19 protein-coding genes are annotated in these 18,880 nt (G+C 70.8%); 4 read left to right on the top strand and 15 right to left on the bottom strand.

Going from position 1 to position 18,880, the window contains the following annotated elements:
• The first annotated feature begins 106 nt into the window (after positions 1 to 106).
• Entirely contained in the window at positions 107 to 1,741 is a 1,635-nt protein-coding gene (locus I5071_RS18860; protein WP_236606861.1) for an ATP-binding protein, read from the top strand.
• Here I5071_RS18860 and I5071_RS18855 read toward each other — a convergent pair.
• The 8 genes from I5071_RS18855 to I5071_RS18820 form a co-directional block, all read right to left on the bottom strand.
• Positions 1,728 to 3,401: a sigma-54-dependent transcriptional regulator gene (locus I5071_RS18855; RefSeq protein ID WP_236606860.1), complete on the bottom strand. Its 1,674-nt coding sequence runs from the start codon at positions 3,399 to 3,401 to the stop codon at positions 1,728 to 1,730. The two genes, I5071_RS18860 and I5071_RS18855, sit on opposite strands and share 14 nt — an antisense overlap.
• 133 nt (positions 3,402 to 3,534) lie before the next feature.
• Positions 3,535 to 4,260 (bottom strand): hypothetical protein, encoded by a 726-nt coding sequence (locus I5071_RS18850; RefSeq protein ID WP_236606859.1) that lies wholly within the window; start codon positions 4,258 to 4,260, stop codon positions 3,535 to 3,537.
• A gap of 289 nt (positions 4,261 to 4,549) precedes the next feature.
• Positions 4,550 to 6,163 (bottom strand): hypothetical protein, encoded by a 1,614-nt coding sequence (locus I5071_RS18845; protein WP_236606858.1) that lies wholly within the window; start codon positions 6,161 to 6,163, stop codon positions 4,550 to 4,552.
• Positions 6,102 to 7,817 (bottom strand): phytoene desaturase family protein, encoded by a 1,716-nt coding sequence (locus I5071_RS18840; protein ID WP_236606857.1) that lies wholly within the window; start codon positions 7,815 to 7,817, stop codon positions 6,102 to 6,104. Before I5071_RS18840 ends, I5071_RS18845 begins: the two co-directional genes overlap by 62 nt.
• Positions 7,818 to 7,871: 54 nt before the next feature.
• Entirely contained in the window at positions 7,872 to 8,900 is a 1,029-nt protein-coding gene (locus I5071_RS18835) for a hypothetical protein (protein WP_236606856.1), read from the bottom strand.
• 25 nt (positions 8,901 to 8,925) lie between these two features.
• Positions 8,926 to 9,144 (bottom strand): helix-turn-helix transcriptional regulator, encoded by a 219-nt coding sequence (locus I5071_RS18830; protein ID WP_419249635.1) that lies wholly within the window; start codon positions 9,142 to 9,144, stop codon positions 8,926 to 8,928.
• Positions 9,138 to 9,566 (bottom strand): hypothetical protein, encoded by a 429-nt coding sequence (locus I5071_RS18825; protein WP_236606854.1) that lies wholly within the window; start codon positions 9,564 to 9,566, stop codon positions 9,138 to 9,140. Before I5071_RS18825 ends, I5071_RS18830 begins: the two co-directional genes overlap by 7 nt.
• 24 nt (positions 9,567 to 9,590) lie before the next feature.
• Positions 9,591 to 10,382 (bottom strand): SDR family NAD(P)-dependent oxidoreductase, encoded by a 792-nt coding sequence (locus I5071_RS18820; protein WP_236606853.1) that lies wholly within the window; start codon positions 10,380 to 10,382, stop codon positions 9,591 to 9,593.
• 242 nt (positions 10,383 to 10,624) lie between these two features.
• On the opposite strand from I5071_RS18820, the gene I5071_RS18815 reads away from it, so the two are divergent.
• Positions 10,625 to 11,494: a hypothetical protein gene (locus I5071_RS18815; RefSeq protein ID WP_236606852.1), complete on the top strand. Its 870-nt coding sequence runs from the start codon at positions 10,625 to 10,627 to the stop codon at positions 11,492 to 11,494.
• Here I5071_RS18815 and I5071_RS18810 read toward each other — a convergent pair whose 3' ends face one another.
• From I5071_RS18810 to wrbA, 3 genes are all read right to left on the bottom strand, one after another.
• Positions 11,495 to 12,148: a hypothetical protein gene (locus I5071_RS18810; protein WP_236606851.1), complete on the bottom strand. Its 654-nt coding sequence runs from the start codon at positions 12,146 to 12,148 to the stop codon at positions 11,495 to 11,497.
• A 20-nt stretch (positions 12,149 to 12,168) separates the two neighbouring features.
• Positions 12,169 to 12,867, bottom strand: a complete 699-nt coding sequence (locus I5071_RS18805) for a pirin family protein (protein ID WP_236606850.1) — start codon at positions 12,865 to 12,867, stop codon at positions 12,169 to 12,171.
• Positions 12,868 to 12,981: 114 nt separating this feature from the next.
• Positions 12,982 to 13,584, bottom strand: a complete 603-nt coding sequence (wrbA, locus tag I5071_RS18800; protein WP_236606849.1) for an NAD(P)H:quinone oxidoreductase — start codon at positions 13,582 to 13,584, stop codon at positions 12,982 to 12,984.
• Positions 13,585 to 13,680: 96 nt separating this feature from the next.
• Between wrbA and I5071_RS18795 the strand changes: the two genes are divergently transcribed.
• Together I5071_RS18795 and I5071_RS18790 are read left to right on the top strand one after the other, a co-directional pair.
• On the top strand, positions 13,681 to 14,631 hold the full coding sequence (locus tag I5071_RS18795; RefSeq protein ID WP_236606848.1) for a LysR family transcriptional regulator: 951 nt from the start codon (positions 13,681 to 13,683) through the stop codon (positions 14,629 to 14,631).
• A gap of 85 nt (positions 14,632 to 14,716) precedes the next feature.
• Positions 14,717 to 15,268 (top strand): inorganic diphosphatase, encoded by a 552-nt coding sequence (locus I5071_RS18790; protein ID WP_236606847.1) that lies wholly within the window; start codon positions 14,717 to 14,719, stop codon positions 15,266 to 15,268.
• 94 nt (positions 15,269 to 15,362) lie between these two features.
• On the opposite strand, the gene I5071_RS18785 is transcribed toward I5071_RS18790, so the two are convergent.
• Genes I5071_RS18785 through nadA form a run of 4 tightly spaced genes read right to left on the bottom strand, consistent with a single transcriptional unit; the run spans position 15,363 to position 18,733 of the window.
• Positions 15,363 to 16,220, bottom strand: a complete 858-nt coding sequence (locus I5071_RS18785) for a hypothetical protein (RefSeq protein WP_236606846.1) — start codon at positions 16,218 to 16,220, stop codon at positions 15,363 to 15,365.
• Between the two features lie 4 nt (positions 16,221 to 16,224).
• Complete coding sequence (cyaY, locus tag I5071_RS18780) at positions 16,225 to 16,551, bottom strand: iron donor protein CyaY (protein ID WP_236606845.1); 327 nt, start codon at positions 16,549 to 16,551, stop codon at positions 16,225 to 16,227.
• 19 nt (positions 16,552 to 16,570) lie between these two features.
• Positions 16,571 to 17,212: an NUDIX hydrolase gene (locus I5071_RS18775; protein WP_236606844.1), complete on the bottom strand. Its 642-nt coding sequence runs from the start codon at positions 17,210 to 17,212 to the stop codon at positions 16,571 to 16,573.
• 51 nt (positions 17,213 to 17,263) lie between these two features.
• Positions 17,264 to 18,733, bottom strand: a complete 1,470-nt coding sequence (nadA, locus tag I5071_RS18770; RefSeq protein WP_236606843.1) for a quinolinate synthase NadA — start codon at positions 18,731 to 18,733, stop codon at positions 17,264 to 17,266.
• Between the last annotated feature and the right edge of the window lie 147 nt (positions 18,734 to 18,880).

The following is an 18,880-nucleotide window of genomic DNA, read 5'->3' as shown; positions in this document are numbered from 1 at the left end:
GTCGCGAGAATCCGCGAGTCGCGAGCTTCCGAGAGCATGAGTCGCGAAGATTCGCGACTGGCACGGACCACTCTCGCGCTCGGTCGTCGCGCTATCCTCGCGCGCGATGCCCACCGACGCCGAACTCGCCTCGCTGCGCGCTCGCATCGCCGAGCTCGAGCACGAGAACGCGCGCCTCCGCGAGAGCGTGTTCGAGCCGAGCACACCCGACGTCGTGCGCGTCGCGGGCGACCTCGCGCCGCTCTTCGCGCAGGTCGGCGCGACGATGCGCGAGCGCTTCCGCCAGATCGACATCGACCCCGCGCGCGCGATGATCGGCATCGGCGGAGAGCGCTATCTGCTCGTCCGCGCCTCGTCCCTCGCGACCGACTTCCTCGACACGCTGGTGCAGCTCTACGCCGATCGCGGCGAGCGCGAGGCGCTGTCGATCGCGCGCGGATTCCTCTTCGACATCGCGCACACGATCGGGCTCCACGATGCGCGCTCGATGCACGAGCAGCTCCGCTCGAACGAGCCGCTCGAGAAGCTCGCCGGTGGACCGATCCGATTCGCGTACACGGGCTGGGGCCAGGTCGAGATCCGCCCCGAGAGCCGTCCGATCGCCGATGACGACTTCTTCCTGCTCCACGCGCACCCGTACTCGTTCGAGGCAGCGAGCTTCATCGCGTCGGGGCGCAGCTCCGACGTGCCGGTCTGCATCATGGGCGCGGGGTACTCGTCGGGGTGGTGCGAGGCGAGCTTCGGCCTCGAGCTCACGGCGGTCGAGGTCGCGTGCAAGGCGCGCGGCGACGACGAGTGCCTCTTCGTGATGGCGCCGCCGCACCGCATCGCCGATCAGATCCGCGAGCGCTTCGGCGGCGAGCGCGGCGGTGCGCTGCGCGAGAGCGCGATCGACATCCCGACGTACTTCGAGCGCAAGCGCGTCGAGGAGGAGCTGCATCACTCGATCGAGCGGCTGCGCGAGGCGCAGGAAGAGCTGGTGCGCAAGGAGCGGCTCGCGACGGTCGGTCTGCTCGTCTCGGGCGTCGCGCACGAGGTCAACACGCCGCTCGGCGTCGCGGTCACCGCGATGGGCGTCGTCGGCGAGGAGATGAGCGCGCTCCGCGCGCTCTTCGAGCGCAACGATCTCACCAAGGGCGCGCTGCGCGCGTTCCTCGAGCGCGGCGGACAAGCGGCCGAGATGGTGCGCTCCAACCTCGAGCGCGCCGCCGCCGAGATCACCAAGTTCAAGCGGGTGTCGGTCGATCACTCGAGCGAGGAGCCGCGGCGCATCGACGTCGGCGAGTACGTTCGGCAGACGCTCGACAGCTTGCGCCCGCTGGTGCGCAGGGCCGCGCTCGACGTCCGCGTCCACACCGAAGGCGACCTCGGCTGCGTCACCTGCCCGGGCGCGCTCGCGCAGATCGTCACGAACTTCGTGACCAACACGATCATGCACGGCGCGCGCGGCGACGGGTCGCGCACTGCGGTCGAGATCACGATCTGGCGCCCGACGCCGCGCACCGTCTCGCTCGTCTACCGCGACGACGGACGAGGGATGAGCGAGGCGACGCGTGCGCAGGCGTTCCAGCCGTTCTTCACCACCACGCGCGGTGCCGGCGGAACGGGCCTCGGGCTCTACGTCGTGCAGTCGCTGGTCGCCGACACGCTGGGGGGCAGGGTGACGCTCGAGAGCGAGCTCGGGGGCGGCACCACGCTGAGCGTGGTGTTCCCGGTCGATCGCGCGATCACCGGCGCGTGATGCCGAAGCTCTTGAGCTGATACGAGAGCGTCGACGGCTTCACGCCGAGCAGGTCCGCGGCGCCGCCGGGCCCCGCGACCTTCCCGTCGGCCGCGTTCATCACCGCGAGCAGGTTCTCGCGCTCGAGGTCGCGCAGCTCGTCCGCGGTGTAGAAGCCGCGTGTCGGCCAGCGCGAGGCCCCTCGCGGCTCGCTCGGCACCGCCGACGAGCGCGACGGCTCGGCGAGCACGTCGTCGGCCGCGCTGCTCGCGGTGTCGGGGAGGATCGTGTCGAGCCGCAGCACTCCGTCGACCGCGAGGATCACCGCGCGCTCCACCACGTTCTCGAGCTCGCGCACGTTGCCCGGCCAGGGATAGACCTCGATCGCGCGGAGCAGCGCGGGCGAGGGGGGCACGAAGGGCCGGCGCAGCCGCGCGCAGGCCTTCGCGACGAAGTGCTCGAAGAGCGGCGCGATGTCGGCGCGTCGCGCGCGCAGTGGCGGCACGGTGATCGGGAAGACGTGGAGCCGATAGTAGAGGTCCGCGCGGAACGTGCCGGCCTCGACGCACGCCTTGAGGTCGCGGTTGGTCGCCGCGACCACGCGCACGTCGACGCGCTGTGCCCGCGTGTCGCCCACGCGCTCGACCTCGCGCTCCTGCAGCGCGCGCAGCAGCTTGCTCTGCAGCTCGAGCGGGATCTCTCCGACCTCGTCGAGGAAGAGCGTCCCGCCGTCGGCGAGCTGGAATCGCCCCACACGATCCTTGTGCGCGCCGGTGTACGCGCCCTTCACGTGCCCGAAGAACTCGCTCTCGAAGATCTCGCGCGGGACGCTCGCGCAATTGACCTTCACCAGCGGCCCCGACGCGCGCTCGCTGCGCGCGTGGATCGCACGCGCGACCAGCTCCTTGCCGACGCCGGACTCGCCGAGCACGAGCACCGTCGCGTCGGTCGCCGCGACCGCGTCGACCTCGCTCAGGATCTTCTGCAGCGTCGCGGACGCCGCGATGATCTCCGCGCCGCCGCCCGCCTCCGACACTTCCTCGCGCAGGTAGTCGCGCTCCCGCTCGAGCCTCCGCTTGAGCTGCGCGATCTCCTCGAGCGCCGCGCTCTGCGCGGCGTAGGCGCGCGCCAGCTCCTCGCGCTGGGCGGTCACCTCGAGGAGCTGCTGGTAGGTGCGCAGTGCCGCGATCACCGTCGTGAGGAGCCGCGTCGACGTGAGCTCGGTCTTGGTGCGGTAGTCGCTGATGTCGAAGTCGCGGATCACCGTCGACTCCGGCGCTTGTCCGGGCTGACCGGTGCGGAGCACCACGCGCACGTTGCGGTTGCCCAGGGCCTCGCGGATGTGGCGCACCAGCTCGAGCCCCGCGTCGTCGGTCTCCATCACCACGTCGAGCAGCACGAGCGCGAGATCGGGATGATCGGCGAGCAGCGAGCGCGCCTCGTCCGCCGAGCGCGCGCTCAGGAACTCGAGCCGTCGATCGGAGAACGAGACGCTGCGCAGCGCGAGCACCGTGACGTCGTGCACCTCCTGCTCGTCGTCGACGATCGCGATCTTCCAAGCACCGTCGGTGCGCGCGCCGGGCGCTGGACGCGCTGCGTCGTCGTCGTCGTCGCGTGCGAAGGGAGACTCGTGATCGTCGGACCGCAGCACGTGCGCGAGCGTGCCGAGCGAGCAACGCAATTACAACACCGCCCCCGGCGGGCCGTGAGCTCGTCAAGCGCTGTCGAGAAATCGGCTCGCCCGCCGGTCCCTACCGTCCGCGCGCTCCGCGCGCTCCCGTCCGGGACATGCGGGACGAGCACTCCGGCCGAGCTCAGTACATGTCGTAGCCGAGGCCGCCGAGCAGCGCGATCGTCTGGAAGTCGTCGCCGAACCACGTCGGATGGACCTCGAACGAGATCTGGATCGCGTGGCGCTTGCCGGGCCCGTCGCTCCCGATGTTGAACGCGAGGCGCCCGTGGAGGCCGAAGAACGGGTTGGTGCCCGCGCAGCCTGCATTGACCGGCGTGTTCACCTGTCCGTCGCCCTGCGCGCCGTCCTCGCAGCCCATCCAGACGTCGACGGAAGGGCCGGCGGCGATCGAGATCACGTCGGCCGGAGTGAGCTCGAACAAGAACGAGTTCCACAGCGAGAACGCGCCGTCCGTGTTGCCGCCTTGCACCACGAGCGACGCGTACTGCGCGGTCGGTTGGTAATACGCCGCGATCCAATCACCGATCTGGATGCCGAGCCGCAGACTGCCACCCAACATCCAGCCTTCGGGCTCGTTGAACGTATATCCGCCGTTGATCGACGCGCCGAGCCGGGGCCGGATCATGTCGGGGCTCTCGACCTCGACCTGGTGGACCGGTGCCACTTCCGTGTCCACCGCCTGGACCGGAGGCGCCTCTTCTTCGACGATCACGCGCTCTTCGACGACCACGGGCTGCTCGACCACGCGCTCTTCGATGATCGTCTCTTCCTCGACCTGCGCCGACGCGCTCGGCGCCACGGTCGCCCACGCAGCGCACGCCGACGCCACGACCCACTTCTTTCGCATCGGTCACGTCCTCCTGCGCTCGCGAGAGCGCGCCCGAGGCATCCGCACTCCGCGTTCCAAGCTCTCGCGAGGCGCGGACCGAGGGCGCACGGCCGCAGCGCGCCCTCTGCGAGCGGCGCAGAGCGTCGAGTCGAGAGCAGGTCCGGCGCAGCACGCCTCGCGCGCACCGCGTTCCCACGTTGCGTGTCGCGCCTCGTCTCACGAGCTCCCGAACGTGAGCGGGACCATCGGCCTCGCCAGCGCTCGCACACCCGCGATCATCGACCACCCGTCGTGGTCGATCGCAGGCTCACGCGGTCGCGTCGAGCCGCGCGAGTGAGCGTCGCGCCATCGCGGCGTGAGGATGATCGCCGCCGAGCTGTCGCTCGAGCTTGCGCGCCGCGGACTCGATCAGCGGGCGCGCCGCGCCGGCATCGCCGAGCTCCACGTGGATCGTCCCGAGGTTGTGCTCCTCGAGCCACGCGGCCGGGCACTCGCCCCAGAGCGCGAGCTTCGCGTCCCACACCGCGCGCTGCACGTCGATCGCGCGTCGATCGCGGCTCGCGAGGAGCGCGTTCGCGAGCGCGTCGGCGATCCCGAAGCCGGTCGCGGACTCGACCAGATCGCGCGGCCTGGCGCGACGCTGCTCGAAGAGGCGCCACGCGCGATCGAGCGCGTCGGGCGCCCCGCGCGCGAGCGCGATCTCGATCGCGCAGAGCTCGGCGCGTGGCTCGTCGAGATCCACCGCGTCGCGCCGCGCCTCCGCGAGCAGTCGCTCCGCATCGTCGATCGCGCCCGCGCGCACCGCGGCCCGCGCCGCGCCGAGGAACGCGGGCGAGCGGCTCGGCTCGTCCGCCGGCGCGCCCTGCGCGGCGCGCGCGAACACGCGCCACGCGTCCTCGAAGCGACCGACGCGCACGAAGAGCCGGCCGACCACCGAGGCCGCCTCGAGGTCGTCGGGGAGCTCGGCATGGAGCCGCTCGGCCGCGGCGGTCGCGGTGCGCATCGTCGTGCGCTCGGTCGCTTGCCGGACGACCACCTCGAGCTCGGAGAACGGATCTTCCGCCGCTGCGACCATGGCGCCGAGCGCCGCGTCGAACCGGCTCCAGAGAGAAGCTGCGCCCTGCGCGTCGCTCGATCGCTCGGCGATGCCGCCCAGCGCGCCGACCCACTCGGGCGTGGTCGCCATCGCCCACGACGCGATCGTGACCGCCTCCGCGATCGCCTCCTCGCGCGGATCGTCCGGAATGGGCGATCCGCGGAACGTGCCGCCGCCGCCGAATCGCGGGCCGCGCGTCCGGAGGAACGTCTGCAGCACGTCGAGGCCCTCCTCGACCTTGCCGGCCGCGAGGAGCGCACGACCGCGCGAGCGGCCCGCGATCGCAGCGCGCTGCTCGTCGCTCACGCGACGCGCGATCGACTCGGCCTCCGTCGCCGCCGCGAGCGCGTCGTCGGGCAGCCCGTCCTCCAGCGCCCGTCGCACCACGAGGTCGAGGGCGTCGATCAGGAGCGCCGGCTCGGCGTCGATCGCCCGCAGGTCCGCGACGAGCGCGACCACGCTCGCGAGCGCATCGTCGTCGGCGCTGCGCAAGCAGCTCTCGTAGCGAACCTTCAGCGACGCAGGGTGACTCGGCCCGCGCGTCGCGAGCACGCCGGCTGCGAGCCACGGTCGCACCGCGCGGAGCGCCGTGGTGGTCGACGCGAACCAGGTCGATCGCACCTCCTCCGTGGCGTCGGAGACGCGCCGCATCCACGCCTCGAAGTCGGGATCGACCTCGAGCAGCGCGTCGACGAGCTCGCGTGGAGCCGCGGCGGGCCGGTGCTCGATCAGGTGCTCGATCAGGGCGCGCCACGCGTCGGGATCAGCGCGCTCCAGCTCGCTCACCGACCCGGGATCGCCCGCCAGGATCTTCGCGATGATCATCACGAGGATGGTACTCGCTGGGGCGGGAGGTCGGCGCGCTCGGCAGGGGCTGCAGCAGCGCAGGGTCGAGATCGTCGACCGCGCGCGTTCCGTCGATCGCCTCGACGAGGCTCCGGAATGCGCGGCTGTGCTCGCTCTTCATCACGAGCAGTGCCGCATTCACGCCCGCTTTGACTGCGATCGGGACTCCGCCTCCGAGCTCGGCCCACTGACCACTGAAGATCAGATTGCGAACCGGCGTGAAGTAGTGCGCGACTCCGCTCCACAGGTTCGCGCGGCTCGCCTTGGTCCCGACGATGCTGCCGTCGCGATTGCCCGTGTAGCGGAGATGCGTGATCGGCGTGGCCACCTCGCGGACCACGACGTGCTCGCGGAGCCTCGGTGAGAGCGCTCGCTCGACGCGCTCGATCAGGATGTCGGCATAGGCGTTCTTGTACGCCGCGTACTCGGGCCCACGAGCGAGACCGGGGCCCGTCTTCCAGTGGTCGGCATCGCGGATGTTCGCCGCCACGCAGAGCCTCAGCGTGCCCATTCCCTCGGGCGCGAGGCTCGGATCGCGCACCGAGGCCGCGAGCGCCGTGATCGCGACGCGCGTCGGATCACCGGCGTTGTGGTCGCGCCGCGAGACGTCGTCGCGCGTGAGCATGTAGAGCTCGGAGCCGAAGCCGAGATCCTCCGCAGGGCGATCGAGGCCGAGGAACACCGACACGTGCGAGTCGCCGATCTCCGCCTCTCGCAGCTTCGCGACCCACTCCTGATCGACGCTCCCGGGCGGCAGCATCCGCTCGTACACGCTCGCCTGATCGCACGCGGCGAGCACGTACTTCGCGCGGATCGAGCCGCGGCGCGTTCCCGTCACGTACGACACGCCGGTCGCGCGGCCGCTCTCGACGTGGATCCGCTCGACGCGCGTGCGGCAGACGACCTGGCCCTGCCACGAACGAATCGCGCGGACCAAGAAGCGCCAGAGCTCGCGAGCGCCGCCCCGCGGCGCGCACTGATAGTCGTGCTCGTAGGCCCAGCCGAGCGGCAGGATGCAGGAGAGCAGACGCTCCTCGGAGCAGAAGATGCGCGCCATCACCGGCGCTTCGAAGAGCTCGTCGAATGCGTCCTCGGTCGACCACTTCAGGTACCCCGGCAGACGCGCGCGAAGGCCGCGGCTCGCCATCCCGATCCCGTGCGTCGCCTTCTCGAGCAGCGACATCGTCGCCGCGATCCGCATGTGATCGGCGAACCCGGTGAGCGCGCTGCCGAGCGCCTTCGAGGCCGCGAAGAAGCGCTCGATGCCGCGCGCCTGATCGGGCACGTCCGCCACGATGCGATCCCGGAGCGCGTCGGGATCGTCGGTGAGCAGATAGTCGAAGCTCTGCCCCTTGTAGCGCCTGATCTTGCGCAGCATCGGAGTCTCGGGCGCGCCCGGTCCGACGATGTCGAGGACGCGACGCACCGCGCCCCCGGGACCGCACTGATTCAGCCAGTGGATCCCCGTGTCGAACAGGAACTTCTGGCGGCGGAACCCCGCGAGGTATCCGCCGGGGGAGTCGGCCATCTCGAGCACACAGACGCGGTGCCCGGCTTTCGCGAGCAGCGCTGCGCTCGTCAGCCCGCCGATCCCGGCACCGATGACCACGACGTCGCATTCCTCGGGCAGCATGCTCGGGGAGCACATATCGTCGCGCGCCGCCGGTCTGGTATCCCACCCGAGCGGCTACTCGTCCTCTTCGTCGAAGCTGCTCTCGAGCGCGATCGCCACCGCTCTCGCGAGCAGATCGATGTCGCGTGCGAGCGAGTCCAGCTTCGCGCCGAGCGACTGCAGCAGGCTCTCGTGCAGCGCGAGCAGTCGCGGGTCGTACACGCCGCCGTCGCGGAACAGGATCGTCTCCGCGAGCGCGCGCTGATCGCCGAGCTCGGCCTCGTCGATCACCTCGGTCCACTCCGCGATCAGCTCGTCGCGCGGCGAGGGCCCACCGTCGGCCGCGGGCATCGTCAGCATGCGGAGCACGAAGCGCGGGTAGAGCAGCTCGGGGTCCTCGCCGTCGACGATCGGCTCGAGGATGTTGTGCTCGTGCACGTAGATGATCGAGCGCCGCTCGCGCACCAGCGCCGCCGCGCCGAGCGCGGTCGTGATCGCGGCACCGCCGATCGAGATGATCAGCGGCGCGTCCTCGGCGAACGGGGTCGACGCGTGCGCGTTCGCGAGATCCCACACGCCCGCGACGACGCTGGCACTGGCACCCACCACGAGCGACGAGACGGTGTATGCGAGCTGTCGATCGGTCTCGCCCTCCTCGTACTCCTGCAGCTCGGTCTGCAGGAGCCCGCGGATGCAGTCGCACTCGAACTCCATCGCCGTGAGCTGCGTCTGCAGCGACGAGATGCGCTCTGCGAGCTCGAGACGCATCGAGATCAGCACCGGCGCGTGGGGATCGCCGACCCGATCGCGCTCGCGCATCACGCGCGCGAGCAGCGGCTCGATCCCCGCGGCCACCGCGGTACGACGGACGTCGGCGGGGAAGCGCGCGAGGTGCTGCGCGAGCTCGGGGTCGGTGACCGCGCCGGGGAGCGGCTCGCGAAACGGGCTCTCGGGCCCGGGCGCGCCGTGCATGCAGCGATCGCTCGCGGTCTCGGCCACGCGCAGCGCATCGCCGGGGAGCTCGTCGGGCACCCCCGCGCGCAGGCTCGCGCCGCAGCCCGTCACGAGCAGGAGCAGGAGCGCACCGATCGGAATGGGTCGCACGGCGCAAACCTACTCTCGTCGCGCGCTATTCGTCCGGATAGTGGAACACCTGATCGAGCGGGACTCCGAGCACGCGCGCGATCTTGAACGCGACCTCGAGCGAAGGTGAGTATTTCCCCTGCTCGATCGCGATCAGCGTCTGTCGCGTGACGCCCACGCTCTCGGCGAGCTCGGCCTGCGTCATCTCGCCTCGCGCGAAGCGCAGCGCCCGGATCGAATTCGTGACCTTCGTCGGCTTCACCACGGCGAGAAGCCCCGGCGGTAGGCGACGAGCTTCACCGTCGTGCTGATCAGCGCCGCGAGCACGAACGCGAGATAGATCGCGTTGCCGATCCAGAAGTGATCGGCCTCGAGCATCGTGAGCGCGAGCGCGACGACCACCCCCACCGAGGACACGAAATAGCCGACGACATCGCCGTAGCGATCGATCGCGCGATCACGCTCGTCCTTCTCGTGCGCCTCCTGCGGCGCCCGGATCGAGAGCACCACGGTGCCCACGATCGACGCCGCGATGGCGACGCCGATCGTGCCCAGCATCGGCCCCGCGTAGGGCACGTCGGCGATCGGCACGCCCTGCGCGCGCACGAGGACGATCGCGACGTACCCCGCGTAGGTGAGCGCCGTGACGATCAGATAGATCCAGGTCCGCTTCTCCTCGAAGGACATCGTCGTCCTGCGAGGGATACGGGATCAGACGGGCTCGGTCATCTTGCCGTGCGTGCGCGCCTTGATGGGCTCGGGGAGGAATTCCGAGAGCACGCCCATCACGCGCGTCTTGAGGCTCCCCCCGTAGATCTTGTGCTTGCCGCGCATCATCGCGTCGAAGCCCTGCCGCGCGACGATCGCCGCGTCGTCCTTCCGCTGCTGCCCGACGCGCGTGTGCTCCATCCCGGCGCGCCGGAAGAACTGCGTCTCGGTGGGCCCGGGCTGCAGCGCGGTCACGGTCACGCCGGTGTCGCGCAGCTCGTCGCGCAGCGCCTCCGCGAACCCGAGATCGAACGCCTTGGTCGCGCCGTACACCGAGGTGCCCGAGCCCGGCATGAGCGCGACGACCGAGGACGTGATCAGCACGCGACCCTTCTTGCGCGCGACCATCCCCGGCAACACGCGCTTGGCCAGGTGCACGACCGAGTCGCAGTTCAGCGCGACCATGCGCAGCTCGCGATCGAGGCTCGTCTCGCGCACGAAGTCACCCGCCACGCCGACTCCCGCGTTGAGCAGCAGCGCGTCGACCGGACGTCGCGTCTCCACGATCTCGCGCCACGCGTCCTCGACGCCCTCGTAGGTCGCGAGATCGATCTGCCGCGCGTAGGTGGTCGCGCCCTTGTCGCGCAGCTCGTCCGCGACCTCGGTGACCTTCGCGTCGTCGGCGATCAGGAAGACGTCGAACCCGTTCGTGACGCACTGCCGCGCGAGCTCGAGCCCGATCCCGCTCGATGCGCCGGTGACGACGGCGAGGGGCTTGTCCGTTGCGTTCGCCATGCGGTCTCTCCTTTCGACGCGCGTCCGCTCCGCAACGGGCATACCGACGCGAGACCTCGGCGAAGAGACGATCGTCGCGCGGCGATGCGCCACCATCGACGTGATCACGCGGCGTGTCGTCACGCGTGCAGCGCGATGCACACGCAGCGTGCGGGCCAGTGCACGATCTCGCGCGAAAAGGCGCGTGTTTGGTGCGGCACGACGCGTGATTGGCCGCGCGACACCACCCTCGACGAGGTCCCATGCGTCCGCTCCGTCCTGCTCCACTCGCTTCGCTGCTCCTGCTCGTCGCGTGCTCCGATCCAGCGCCCGCAGGAGACGACGCGGGGACGCTCGCCGACGCCTCGACGCTCGACGCGAGCACCAGCCTCGACGCGTCGGTCACCGACGCGGGCGCTCGGCCCGACTCGACGACCGGGGACGCCGCCACGCCGCGCAGCGGGCTCGTGTCGCTCACCCACGCGAACGTCGGCGGCGAGGTGCGCCACGTGCTCTTCGCGTACTTCGGGACCGGAACGATCGAGGATCTCCGCGCCGGGCTCCTCTTCGCGGCCTGCACGATCGACGACGAGCGCGGTGACTGCATCCGAGTGTCGTGCCCCGGCGGTGCGAGCGTGACGAGCGACGACGCGGGCGCGCTCAGCGCGTCCATCGACGGTGCCGAGGTCATCGCGGCGAGCGCGCCCAGCGCGTCGGGTACCTACTCCGTGCTCGGCACCGGTCCGGCATTCGAGTCGGGTGACGTGGTGACGCTCGCCGCGACCGGCGCCGACGTGCCCGCGTTCTCCGCCGACGTGATCGCGCCTTCGCCGCTCGACATCACGCTCCCCACGAGCATCTCGCGCGCGGCGCCGCTCACGCTCACCTGGGGCGCGACGACGGCGGAGTCGGTGCAGCTCGGGCTCGTCGCCGCGGGCACGGCCGTGCGCTGCATCGTGCCGGGCGCGAGCGGCACTCTCACCGTCGATCCCGCGCTGCTCGCGGCCGGCGGGATCGGCTCGAACGCGCTGATCAGCGTGAGTGCGTTCACGACGACCGAGGTCGTCGCGAACGCCTACGCGCTCGACGTGAGCGTCGCCCAGGGTGTCAGCGCGAGCGTGACGCTCGAGTGATCACTCGAGCGTGACCGCCAGATCGAACGTGCCGCGCGAGGAGAGCTCGCCGTCGACGACGACGTACACGATCGCGCCGGCATCGACGGTGAACGTGATCTCCTCGGGCTCTCCCGCATCGTTCAGCGTGGTGCCCGCGACGCATCCGGTGCCGCCGCACGCGCGCACCGCGTAGAGCAGCGGATCGAACGACGGCGTCGTCGGCGTGACGCGCACGCGATAGGTCGTCTGCGCGGCGGGGCTCACGACGTACACGAGGTCGCGCCCCGACGCGGCGCCACCCGCGGGACAGCCCGGGCCCATCGGGCCGTAGTCGTCGGTCGCGGTCATCGTGCTCTGGCCCGTGAGCGCGACGCCTGCGGTCACGTCGATCGCACGCTCGCAGGTGTCGCCCTCCTCGCCGGTGTCGGCGTCGGGGCTCGACGCGTCGGCGCCCGCGTCGCCGTCCGCGCTCGCATCGAGCGCGCCCGCATCGGTCGCGGCGGCATCGTCGCCACCGGCGTCGACGGGCGTGCTCGCGTCGCGCGGGCCGGCGTCGATCGGGGTGCTCGCGTCGACGCCGGCGCCCGCGTCTTCGTCGACCGCGGGGCCGTCGTCGTCACCGCACCCCATCGCCATCAGGAGCGCCATCGAGAGCACGAGCCATCGAGTCATGGCCCGAGCGTATCGCGGCCTCAGGCGAGATCGAACACCAGCACTTCGCTGTCCTCGCGACCTTCGATCGCGAGCCGTGCCTCGTCGCTGAGCGAGGCACCGTCGCCCTCGCGCAGCGTCTGATCACCGAGCTGGATCGAGCCGCGCGCGACCTGCACCCAGGCGTGACGTCCGGGGCGCAGCGCGAGCTCGGCGCGCTCCCCCGCGCCCAGCAGCGACGCGTAGAGATCGACGTCCTGGTGCACGTGGATCGATCCCTCGCGCCCGTCGCGCGACGCGACGAGGCGGAGACGACCGCGGCGCTCCGCGTCGTCGAAGCGCTTCTGCTCGTACGAGGGCGTGATCCCGCCGCGCTCGGGCACGATCCAGATCTGCAGGAAGCGCGTGCCCGCGTCGGCCTGCGGGTTGTACTCGCTGTGCAGCACGCCGCTGCCCGCGCTCATGCGCTGCACGTCACCGGGGCGGATCACCGAGCCGGTGCCCATGCTGTCGCGGTGCTCGAGCGCGCCCTCGAGCACGTACGACAGGATCTCCATGTCGCGGTGCCCGTGGGTCGGGAAGCCCGCGCCCGCGGTGACGCGATCGTCGTTGATCACGCGCAGCGCGCGGAAGCCCATGTGGCGCGGGTCGTAGTGCCCGCCGAACGAGAACGTGTGGCGGCTGTCGAGCCAGCCCATGTCGGTGTGGAACCGATCGTCGGCCCTTCGGAGCGTGATCATCGAATCGATCTCTCTTCCGCTCGCGACTGTGGTGGTGGGCTCGGGACGACAGCCCGCGAGCAAGGCCGTCGCTCCCATCACGCCCGTGGTGATCGCGTCGCGTCGTCGCATGACCTACGCACGCACCTTCGCGGCGACCTCGCTGACGCGCTTGCCGAGGTAGCGCGCGTGCGCGAGGTCGTTCTCGGTCGGGCCGTCGCCCTTCGGGCCCGTCGTGACCGAGGGGCCGTAGGGGTTGCCGCCCGCGGCGAACACGCTCTGGTCGGTGTAGCCCGGCGTCACGATGACGCCGCCCCAGTGATAGAGCGTGTTGTAGAGCGCGAGCAGCGTGGACTCCTGTCCGCCGTTCGCGTTCATCGCGGACCTGAAGCCCGCGTAGACCTTGTTGGCGAGCTTGCCGTGGAACCAGAGCCCGCCCGTCGTGTCGAGGAAGCCCTTGAGCTGCGCGGCGACGTTGCCGAAGCGCGTCGGCGTGCCGAACACGACCGCGTCGGCCCAGTCGAGATCCTCGAGCGACGCCTGCGGCTGGTCCTTCGTGCGGTCGTAGAACTTCTGCCACGCGGGGTTCGACGCGATCGCCTGCGGCGGCGCGTTCTCCGCGACGAGGCGAACTCGAACCTCGGCGCCGGCGGCCTTCGCGCCTTCCGCGACGGCGTTCGCCATCGCCTCGTTGGTGCCCGTCGACGAGTAGTAGATGACCGCGACCTTCGTGCCCATTTCGTCCTCCGCGAGCACCGAAGTTAGGTCGCGCGATCCATCGACGGAAGTGACAAAAGGTGGATGCGAACCATCGATTCGTGTCATGGATCGCCCGTGATCGATCCCATCACGCTCGACCAGCTGCGCGCGTTCGTGACCATCGCGGACGAGGGCAGCTTCTCCGCGGCGGCGCGCAAGCTGCGGCGCGTGCAGTCGGCGATCAGCCACGCGATCGCGACGCTCGAGGACCAGCTCGGGCTCGAGCTCTTCGATCGCTCGGCGCGGCTTCCGAAGCTGACGGATCAGGGCAACCTCGTGCTCGCCCACGCGCGCCGCGTGCTCGCGAGCGCCGACGAGCTGCGCACGCTCGCGGAGGGGCTCGTCGGGGGTCTCGAGCCCTCGGTGGGGCTCGCCGTCGACGCGATCTTCCCGACCGATGCGCTCGCGAATTCGTGTCGCGAGTTCGCGCGGACGTACCCCACCGTGCCGCTGCGCATCCACACCGAGACGCTCTCCGCGGTGAGCGCGCTGGTGCTCGACGGAACGTGTCAGCTCGGCGTGGTCGGGCCCGATGCACCGACGGTCGGGCTCGAGCGCCATCACCTCACGACGGTGTTGATGATCCCGGTGGTCGCGCCCGCGCATCCGCTCGCGAGAGAGAAGGGCAGGGTGACGACGAGGCGGCTCGCCGAGCACGTGCAGATCGTGACCAGCGAGCGCACGCGCGAGGGCATGCCCGATCGCGCGGTGCTCTCGCCGCTGACGTGGAGGGTCGCGGACCTGCACACGAAGCACGCGCTGCTGCGCGCGGGGCTCGGCTGGGGGCGACTGCCGGGGCACGTCGCGGCCGAGGATCTCGAGCGCGGCACGCTGGTGCGCATCCGGCCCGAGGCGTGGGGCGATGCCGATCACCAGCTCGCGCTCGCCGCGGTGCACCGCCAGGACGCGCCGCTCGGCCCCGCCGCGCGCTGGCTCGTCGAGCGCCTCGGTCAGCTCTGCCGCGAGTCGACCCCGGTCACGAGCACGCCCACGAAGCCGGCGAAGAAGAAGAGGCGCGCGTCGTAGTCGAAGCGACCTCGTTCCAATCGCGGATCTCACGATCGTCCCCGACCGGCATCATCGCGGCGGCCTGCTACGCTCGGCCCCCGCAATGGTTCACGCCTGGCACGATCTCCCCAATCCCGAGCACGAGCTCGAGCGCGGCTTCAACGTCGTGATCGAGATCCCCAAGGGCTCGAAGGTCAAGTACGAGCTCGACAAGCCCTCGGGCATGCTCCGCGTCGATCGCGTGCTCTACAGCGCGGTGCACTACCCCGCGAACTACGGGTTCCTGCCGCGCACGTACTGCGACGACGGCGATCCGCTCGACGTGCTCGTGCTCGGCAACGAGAGCGTGTACCCGCTCTCGATCATGCGTGCCCGCGCGATCGGCGTGATGCGCATGGCCGACGAGGGCAAGGGCGACGACAAGATCATCGCGGTGCACGCGCACGATCCTGCGTTCGCCGACTACAAGGATCTGAGCGAGATCCCGCGGCACACCTGGCGCGAGATCAAGCGCTTCTTCGAGGACTACAAGACCCTCGAGAACAAGCAGGTCCAGGTCGACGACATGCTCGGCGCCGAGCACGCGCACCGCGTGATCCGCGAGGCGATCCGCCTCTACCAGGCGCAGGAGAATCGCCTGCGCGGTTGGGGCTGAGTCTTGCGGGAGTGCTCGTCCCGGCGGTTCCGGACGGGAGCGCGCTTCGCGCGCGGACGGTAGGGACCGGCGGGCGAGCCGATTTTCTCGAGACTCACGCCGAACGATCGATCGACGAGGGCGCTTCGTCCGCGCGCTCGTCGATCGTTTCGTCCTCCGCGGCGGTCTCGCTCTTCGGCGCGACGTCGCTCTTGGTCGGGGGGATCCCATCGCCGCCGACCTCGGTCGTGCCCGGCATCGCACGCGTCGCGATCTCGCCGCCCGCGTGCAGCGCCTCGTAGCGCACGCCGCCGCCCTCGGTGGGCAGCCAGTCCTCGGGATCGAAGCCCTTGGCGCCTTCCATCGGGCGCGGGTCGATCGACGCGAGGCGCAGCGGATCGTTCGAGCCCTCCGCGACCCGGATCTCGGTGTGGAACCCGGTGTCGCGCTTCAGCAGCTGGCCGAGCTGGAGCCACGCCTGCGCGATCTCGCGCGCCAGCGCGTCGTGTTCCTTGCGCTCCGGTGCGCTCGTCCAGCGCGCCTCGGCCTCGGCCTCGGCGACCGCGCGACGTCGCTTCGCGATCACCGCGATCACGACGCCGACGACGAAGCACACCGCGGCGATCGGCAGGAACCACGACGCGGGCCGCAGGTACTCGAGCCACACGCCGATCGCCATGCCGCCCGCGGCCGAGATCAGCACGCCCGCGGGCTCGTAGTCGACGAGCGGGATCTTGGAGAGCGCGAGCGCGCTCGCCTTCGCCTCGGAGAGCCGCTTCATGTCGGCGTGCACCGGCGCGGGCAGCGCGATCTCGAACACCTTCGCCTCGAGGAAGGGGCTCTCGGGCACGTCGATCGATCCCTGCGAGCGCACGTCGCCCGGCTCGAGACGACGCCACGCGACGATGCGCCGCCGCACGAGCGCGTCGCCGGGCTCGCCCTCGAGGATCCGATACACCGACGGCTCGCTCACCAGGTCACCTCGCGATCGCGATCTCGACGCCCTTGCTGTGCGCGATCCGCTCGATCGCCTCGCAGAGCTCGGTGCCGCTGCCCTTGTCGTCGAGCCAGCGCTCGCTGCGCTCGTCCCAGTCGAAGTGCCACGCGCGATCGCCGCCCGCGAGCCACACCTGACGCACCGGACGCTGGGTGTTCACCACGCAGCGCGAGCCGTCCTTCCACGCGATCGTGATCACGTCGCCGGCGCTCTCCGCGTCCGCGTCCTCGATGTCGACGTCGTCGAACGCATCGAGGATCCGCCGGAACGTGCGGTGCGCGAGATCGAGATACCGCGACTCGTCCATCGTCGTGCCCCTCTGCACTCTATCGCATCGACTCCATCACCGCGCGCAATCGCGCGAAGAGCGTGGTGAGCATTCGATGCGTCAGCCCCCACACCACGCGCGGGTGCTCGCCGTCACCCACGCGGAACCCCGGGAAGCGCATGGACTGGCCCTTCCACACGTACTCGTGCGTCGCGTCGCGCTCGCCGCGGAGCATCGGTGCGATCGGTGCCCAGTGGATCTCGTCGACCTCGACGCCGTTGGGCACGAGCTCCGGCACGTCGTGCACCTGCCACACGTACGGCTTCACGACGAGCCCGGTGACGAGCCCGCGCGCGCTGCCGGGGATCGCGTCGTCGAGGCGACCGAGCAGCTCGCCGTGCGCGTCGAGATCGAGCCCGACCTCCTCGCAGGTCTCGCGCACCGCGGTGGCGCGCAGATCGGGATCGTGGGGCTCGCGGCGTCCGCCCGGGAACGCCATGTGGCCCGACCACGGATCGGAGGGACGCTCGGCGCGCCGGATGAGCAGGACCTCGGGCCCGTCGAGCTCACCGGGGCGCAGGATCGCGGAGACCGCGGCGTAGCGGATCTCGGTGCCGGGTTGCGGCGTCCCGACGTCGATCTCGTGCGGCGGTTGCGCTCGCAGCGCCTCGCGCACGAGCGAGAGATCGAGCGGCTGCATGGACTGAGGCGCCTACTCCCCGAGCCCCTCCGCGTCAACCGCCGGAGACCCTCAGGCCGTCGTCGCCGCGCGCTGCGCGCGCCGCTCGTGGCGCGTCTTCACGTCCTCGACGAGCTCGGGCGAGAGGTGCCCGGTCTTCGAGAAGTGCCGCATGTGCAGGATCGGCACCCCGCCGATGTCCGCGGCGGTGCGGCCCTCCACCAGCTCGACATAGGTCTTCGGGTGGAACGACTTCAGCGTGTCGTCGTCCGCGACGTCGAGGCTGCGCACCAGATCGATCAGCGCGTCGAGCGAGTTCATCTTCATGTACGGGCACGTCGCGCAGCCGCCCGCGGTCGAGCATCCCTCGCCGCCCGACACGCCGGGCACGATCGCGAGATCGCTCTCGCCCGTCGCCGCGATCGCCTCGCTCGCGACGGGGAACGCGATCTCCACCGCGACGCCCGATCCCGCATGCGCGCGCAGCGCCTTCTGCGCCTCGCGCACGATCGACGTGATCATCCCGGCCTCGGTGCCGAGCACGAAGCGCAGCGTCTCGTTCCCGCCGCGCGCGACCGCGCCCTTCACCTTGCGCGTGATGAACCCGAGGATGTCGCTCGTCGATCCCACGACGCCGCGATCCGCTTCGCGCGCCTCGAGCGCGAGCTCGAACATCTCGCCCGGCACCTCGAGGTGCGCGGTGACGAACGAGCCCTTCTCCTCCTCGCGCACCCGGCGCACCACGTCCTCGCCGAACATGTGGTGCACGATGCAGTGCCCCTGCTCGAACCACGCGAAGCGCTCGCGCAGCTGGGCGATCGTCGCGCGCGAGTGCGCGGGGTGCACCTTGCGGATCTCCTCGTCGCTCATCTCGCTCATCGACGCGAAGAGCTGACCGAGGTTGCGACCCATGTACGTGTCGGGGCCGAAGAACACGTGGACGTCGGGGATCTCGGCGAACGCGGTCAGCACGGTCTGCACGACGTTCGACGAGGTGCACGTGATCGTCGGGATCACCGCGTGGGCGCGCGCCTTCGTGCGCAGCGACGTGTTGATGTAGACGACGTGCAGCGAGCGCGGCGTCTTCGCCGCCTTCGTCAGCCACGCCTGGTACGTCATCGTGTCGGCGGCCGCGGCGAGCGAGCAGCCGATCGGCTCGGCCGCGACGCGATACACGGGCACGTGCGTGAGGCCCGCCTTGTCGAGCATCGCGCGCGCGTTCTCGCTCATGAAGTCGACGCCGAGCACGATGATCGATCGGCATCCCGCCTCGGCCATCGCGACCGCGCGATCGGCCATCACGAGCGAGTCGGAGATGTGGATGTGCGGCCACGTGCAGCTCGCGAGCACGCCCTGGAGCTGCGGGTCCATGTAGAAGTGCGCGACGACCCCGATCTTCTTCTCCGCGAGCAGCGCATCGAGCTCGCGCACGATCGCCGCGTCGGGCTGGAGGTACTCGGCTTGCGCCTCGGCGAAGGCGCCCTCGGCCTCGAAACGATCCTCGAGCACGCGCAGCGAAGGGAAGGTCCGGCTCGTCGACATGGTCGCGCGAGTATGGAGCCGTTCACGGAGGGGCGGCAGTCCACGTCGAGACGTGCCCCGCGACCCTGCGGCAACTCTTGGCCACTCGGCCAAAAGGTTGTCGTCGCAACCATTTCGATCGAGCTAAATGCTTGTCTTCACAATGGT

Origin of the sequence: Sandaracinus amylolyticus (genome assembly GCF_021631985.1) — a bacterium.
GTDB lineage: Bacteria > Myxococcota_A > Polyangia > Polyangiales > Sandaracinaceae > Sandaracinus > Sandaracinus amylolyticus_A.
This window is presented reverse-complemented; position numbering and strand designations above follow the sequence as displayed.

Coding starts and splice junctions, on each gene's coding strand:
- I5071_RS18860 (WP_236606861.1), top strand. CDS start 107: ATGCCCACCGACGCCGAACTCGCCTCGCTGCGCGCTCGCATCGCCGAG.
- I5071_RS18850 (WP_236606859.1), bottom strand. CDS start 4,260: ATGCGAAAGAAGTGGGTCGTGGCGTCGGCGTGCGCTGCGTGGGCGACC.
- I5071_RS18845 (WP_236606858.1), bottom strand. CDS start 6,163: ATGATCATCGCGAAGATCCTGGCGGGCGATCCCGGGTCGGTGAGCGAG.
- I5071_RS18840 (WP_236606857.1), bottom strand. CDS start 7,817: ATGCTGCCCGAGGAATGCGACGTCGTGGTCATCGGTGCCGGGATCGGC.
- I5071_RS18825 (WP_236606854.1), bottom strand. CDS start 9,566: ATGTCCTTCGAGGAGAAGCGGACCTGGATCTATCTGATCGTCACGGCG.
- I5071_RS18820 (WP_236606853.1), bottom strand. CDS start 10,382: ATGGCGAACGCAACGGACAAGCCCCTCGCCGTCGTCACCGGCGCATCG.
- I5071_RS18815 (WP_236606852.1), top strand. CDS start 10,625: ATGCGTCCGCTCCGTCCTGCTCCACTCGCTTCGCTGCTCCTGCTCGTC.
- I5071_RS18810 (WP_236606851.1), bottom strand. CDS start 12,148: ATGACTCGATGGCTCGTGCTCTCGATGGCGCTCCTGATGGCGATGGGG.
- I5071_RS18805 (WP_236606850.1), bottom strand. CDS start 12,867: ATGATCACGCTCCGAAGGGCCGACGATCGGTTCCACACCGACATGGGC.
- wrbA (WP_236606849.1), bottom strand. CDS start 13,584: ATGGGCACGAAGGTCGCGGTCATCTACTACTCGTCGACGGGCACCAAC.
- I5071_RS18790 (WP_236606847.1), top strand. CDS start 14,717: ATGGTTCACGCCTGGCACGATCTCCCCAATCCCGAGCACGAGCTCGAG.
- cyaY (WP_236606845.1), bottom strand. CDS start 16,551: ATGGACGAGTCGCGGTATCTCGATCTCGCGCACCGCACGTTCCGGCGG.
- I5071_RS18775 (WP_236606844.1), bottom strand. CDS start 17,212: ATGCAGCCGCTCGATCTCTCGCTCGTGCGCGAGGCGCTGCGAGCGCAA.
- nadA (WP_236606843.1), bottom strand. CDS start 18,733: ATGTCGACGAGCCGGACCTTCCCTTCGCTGCGCGTGCTCGAGGATCGT.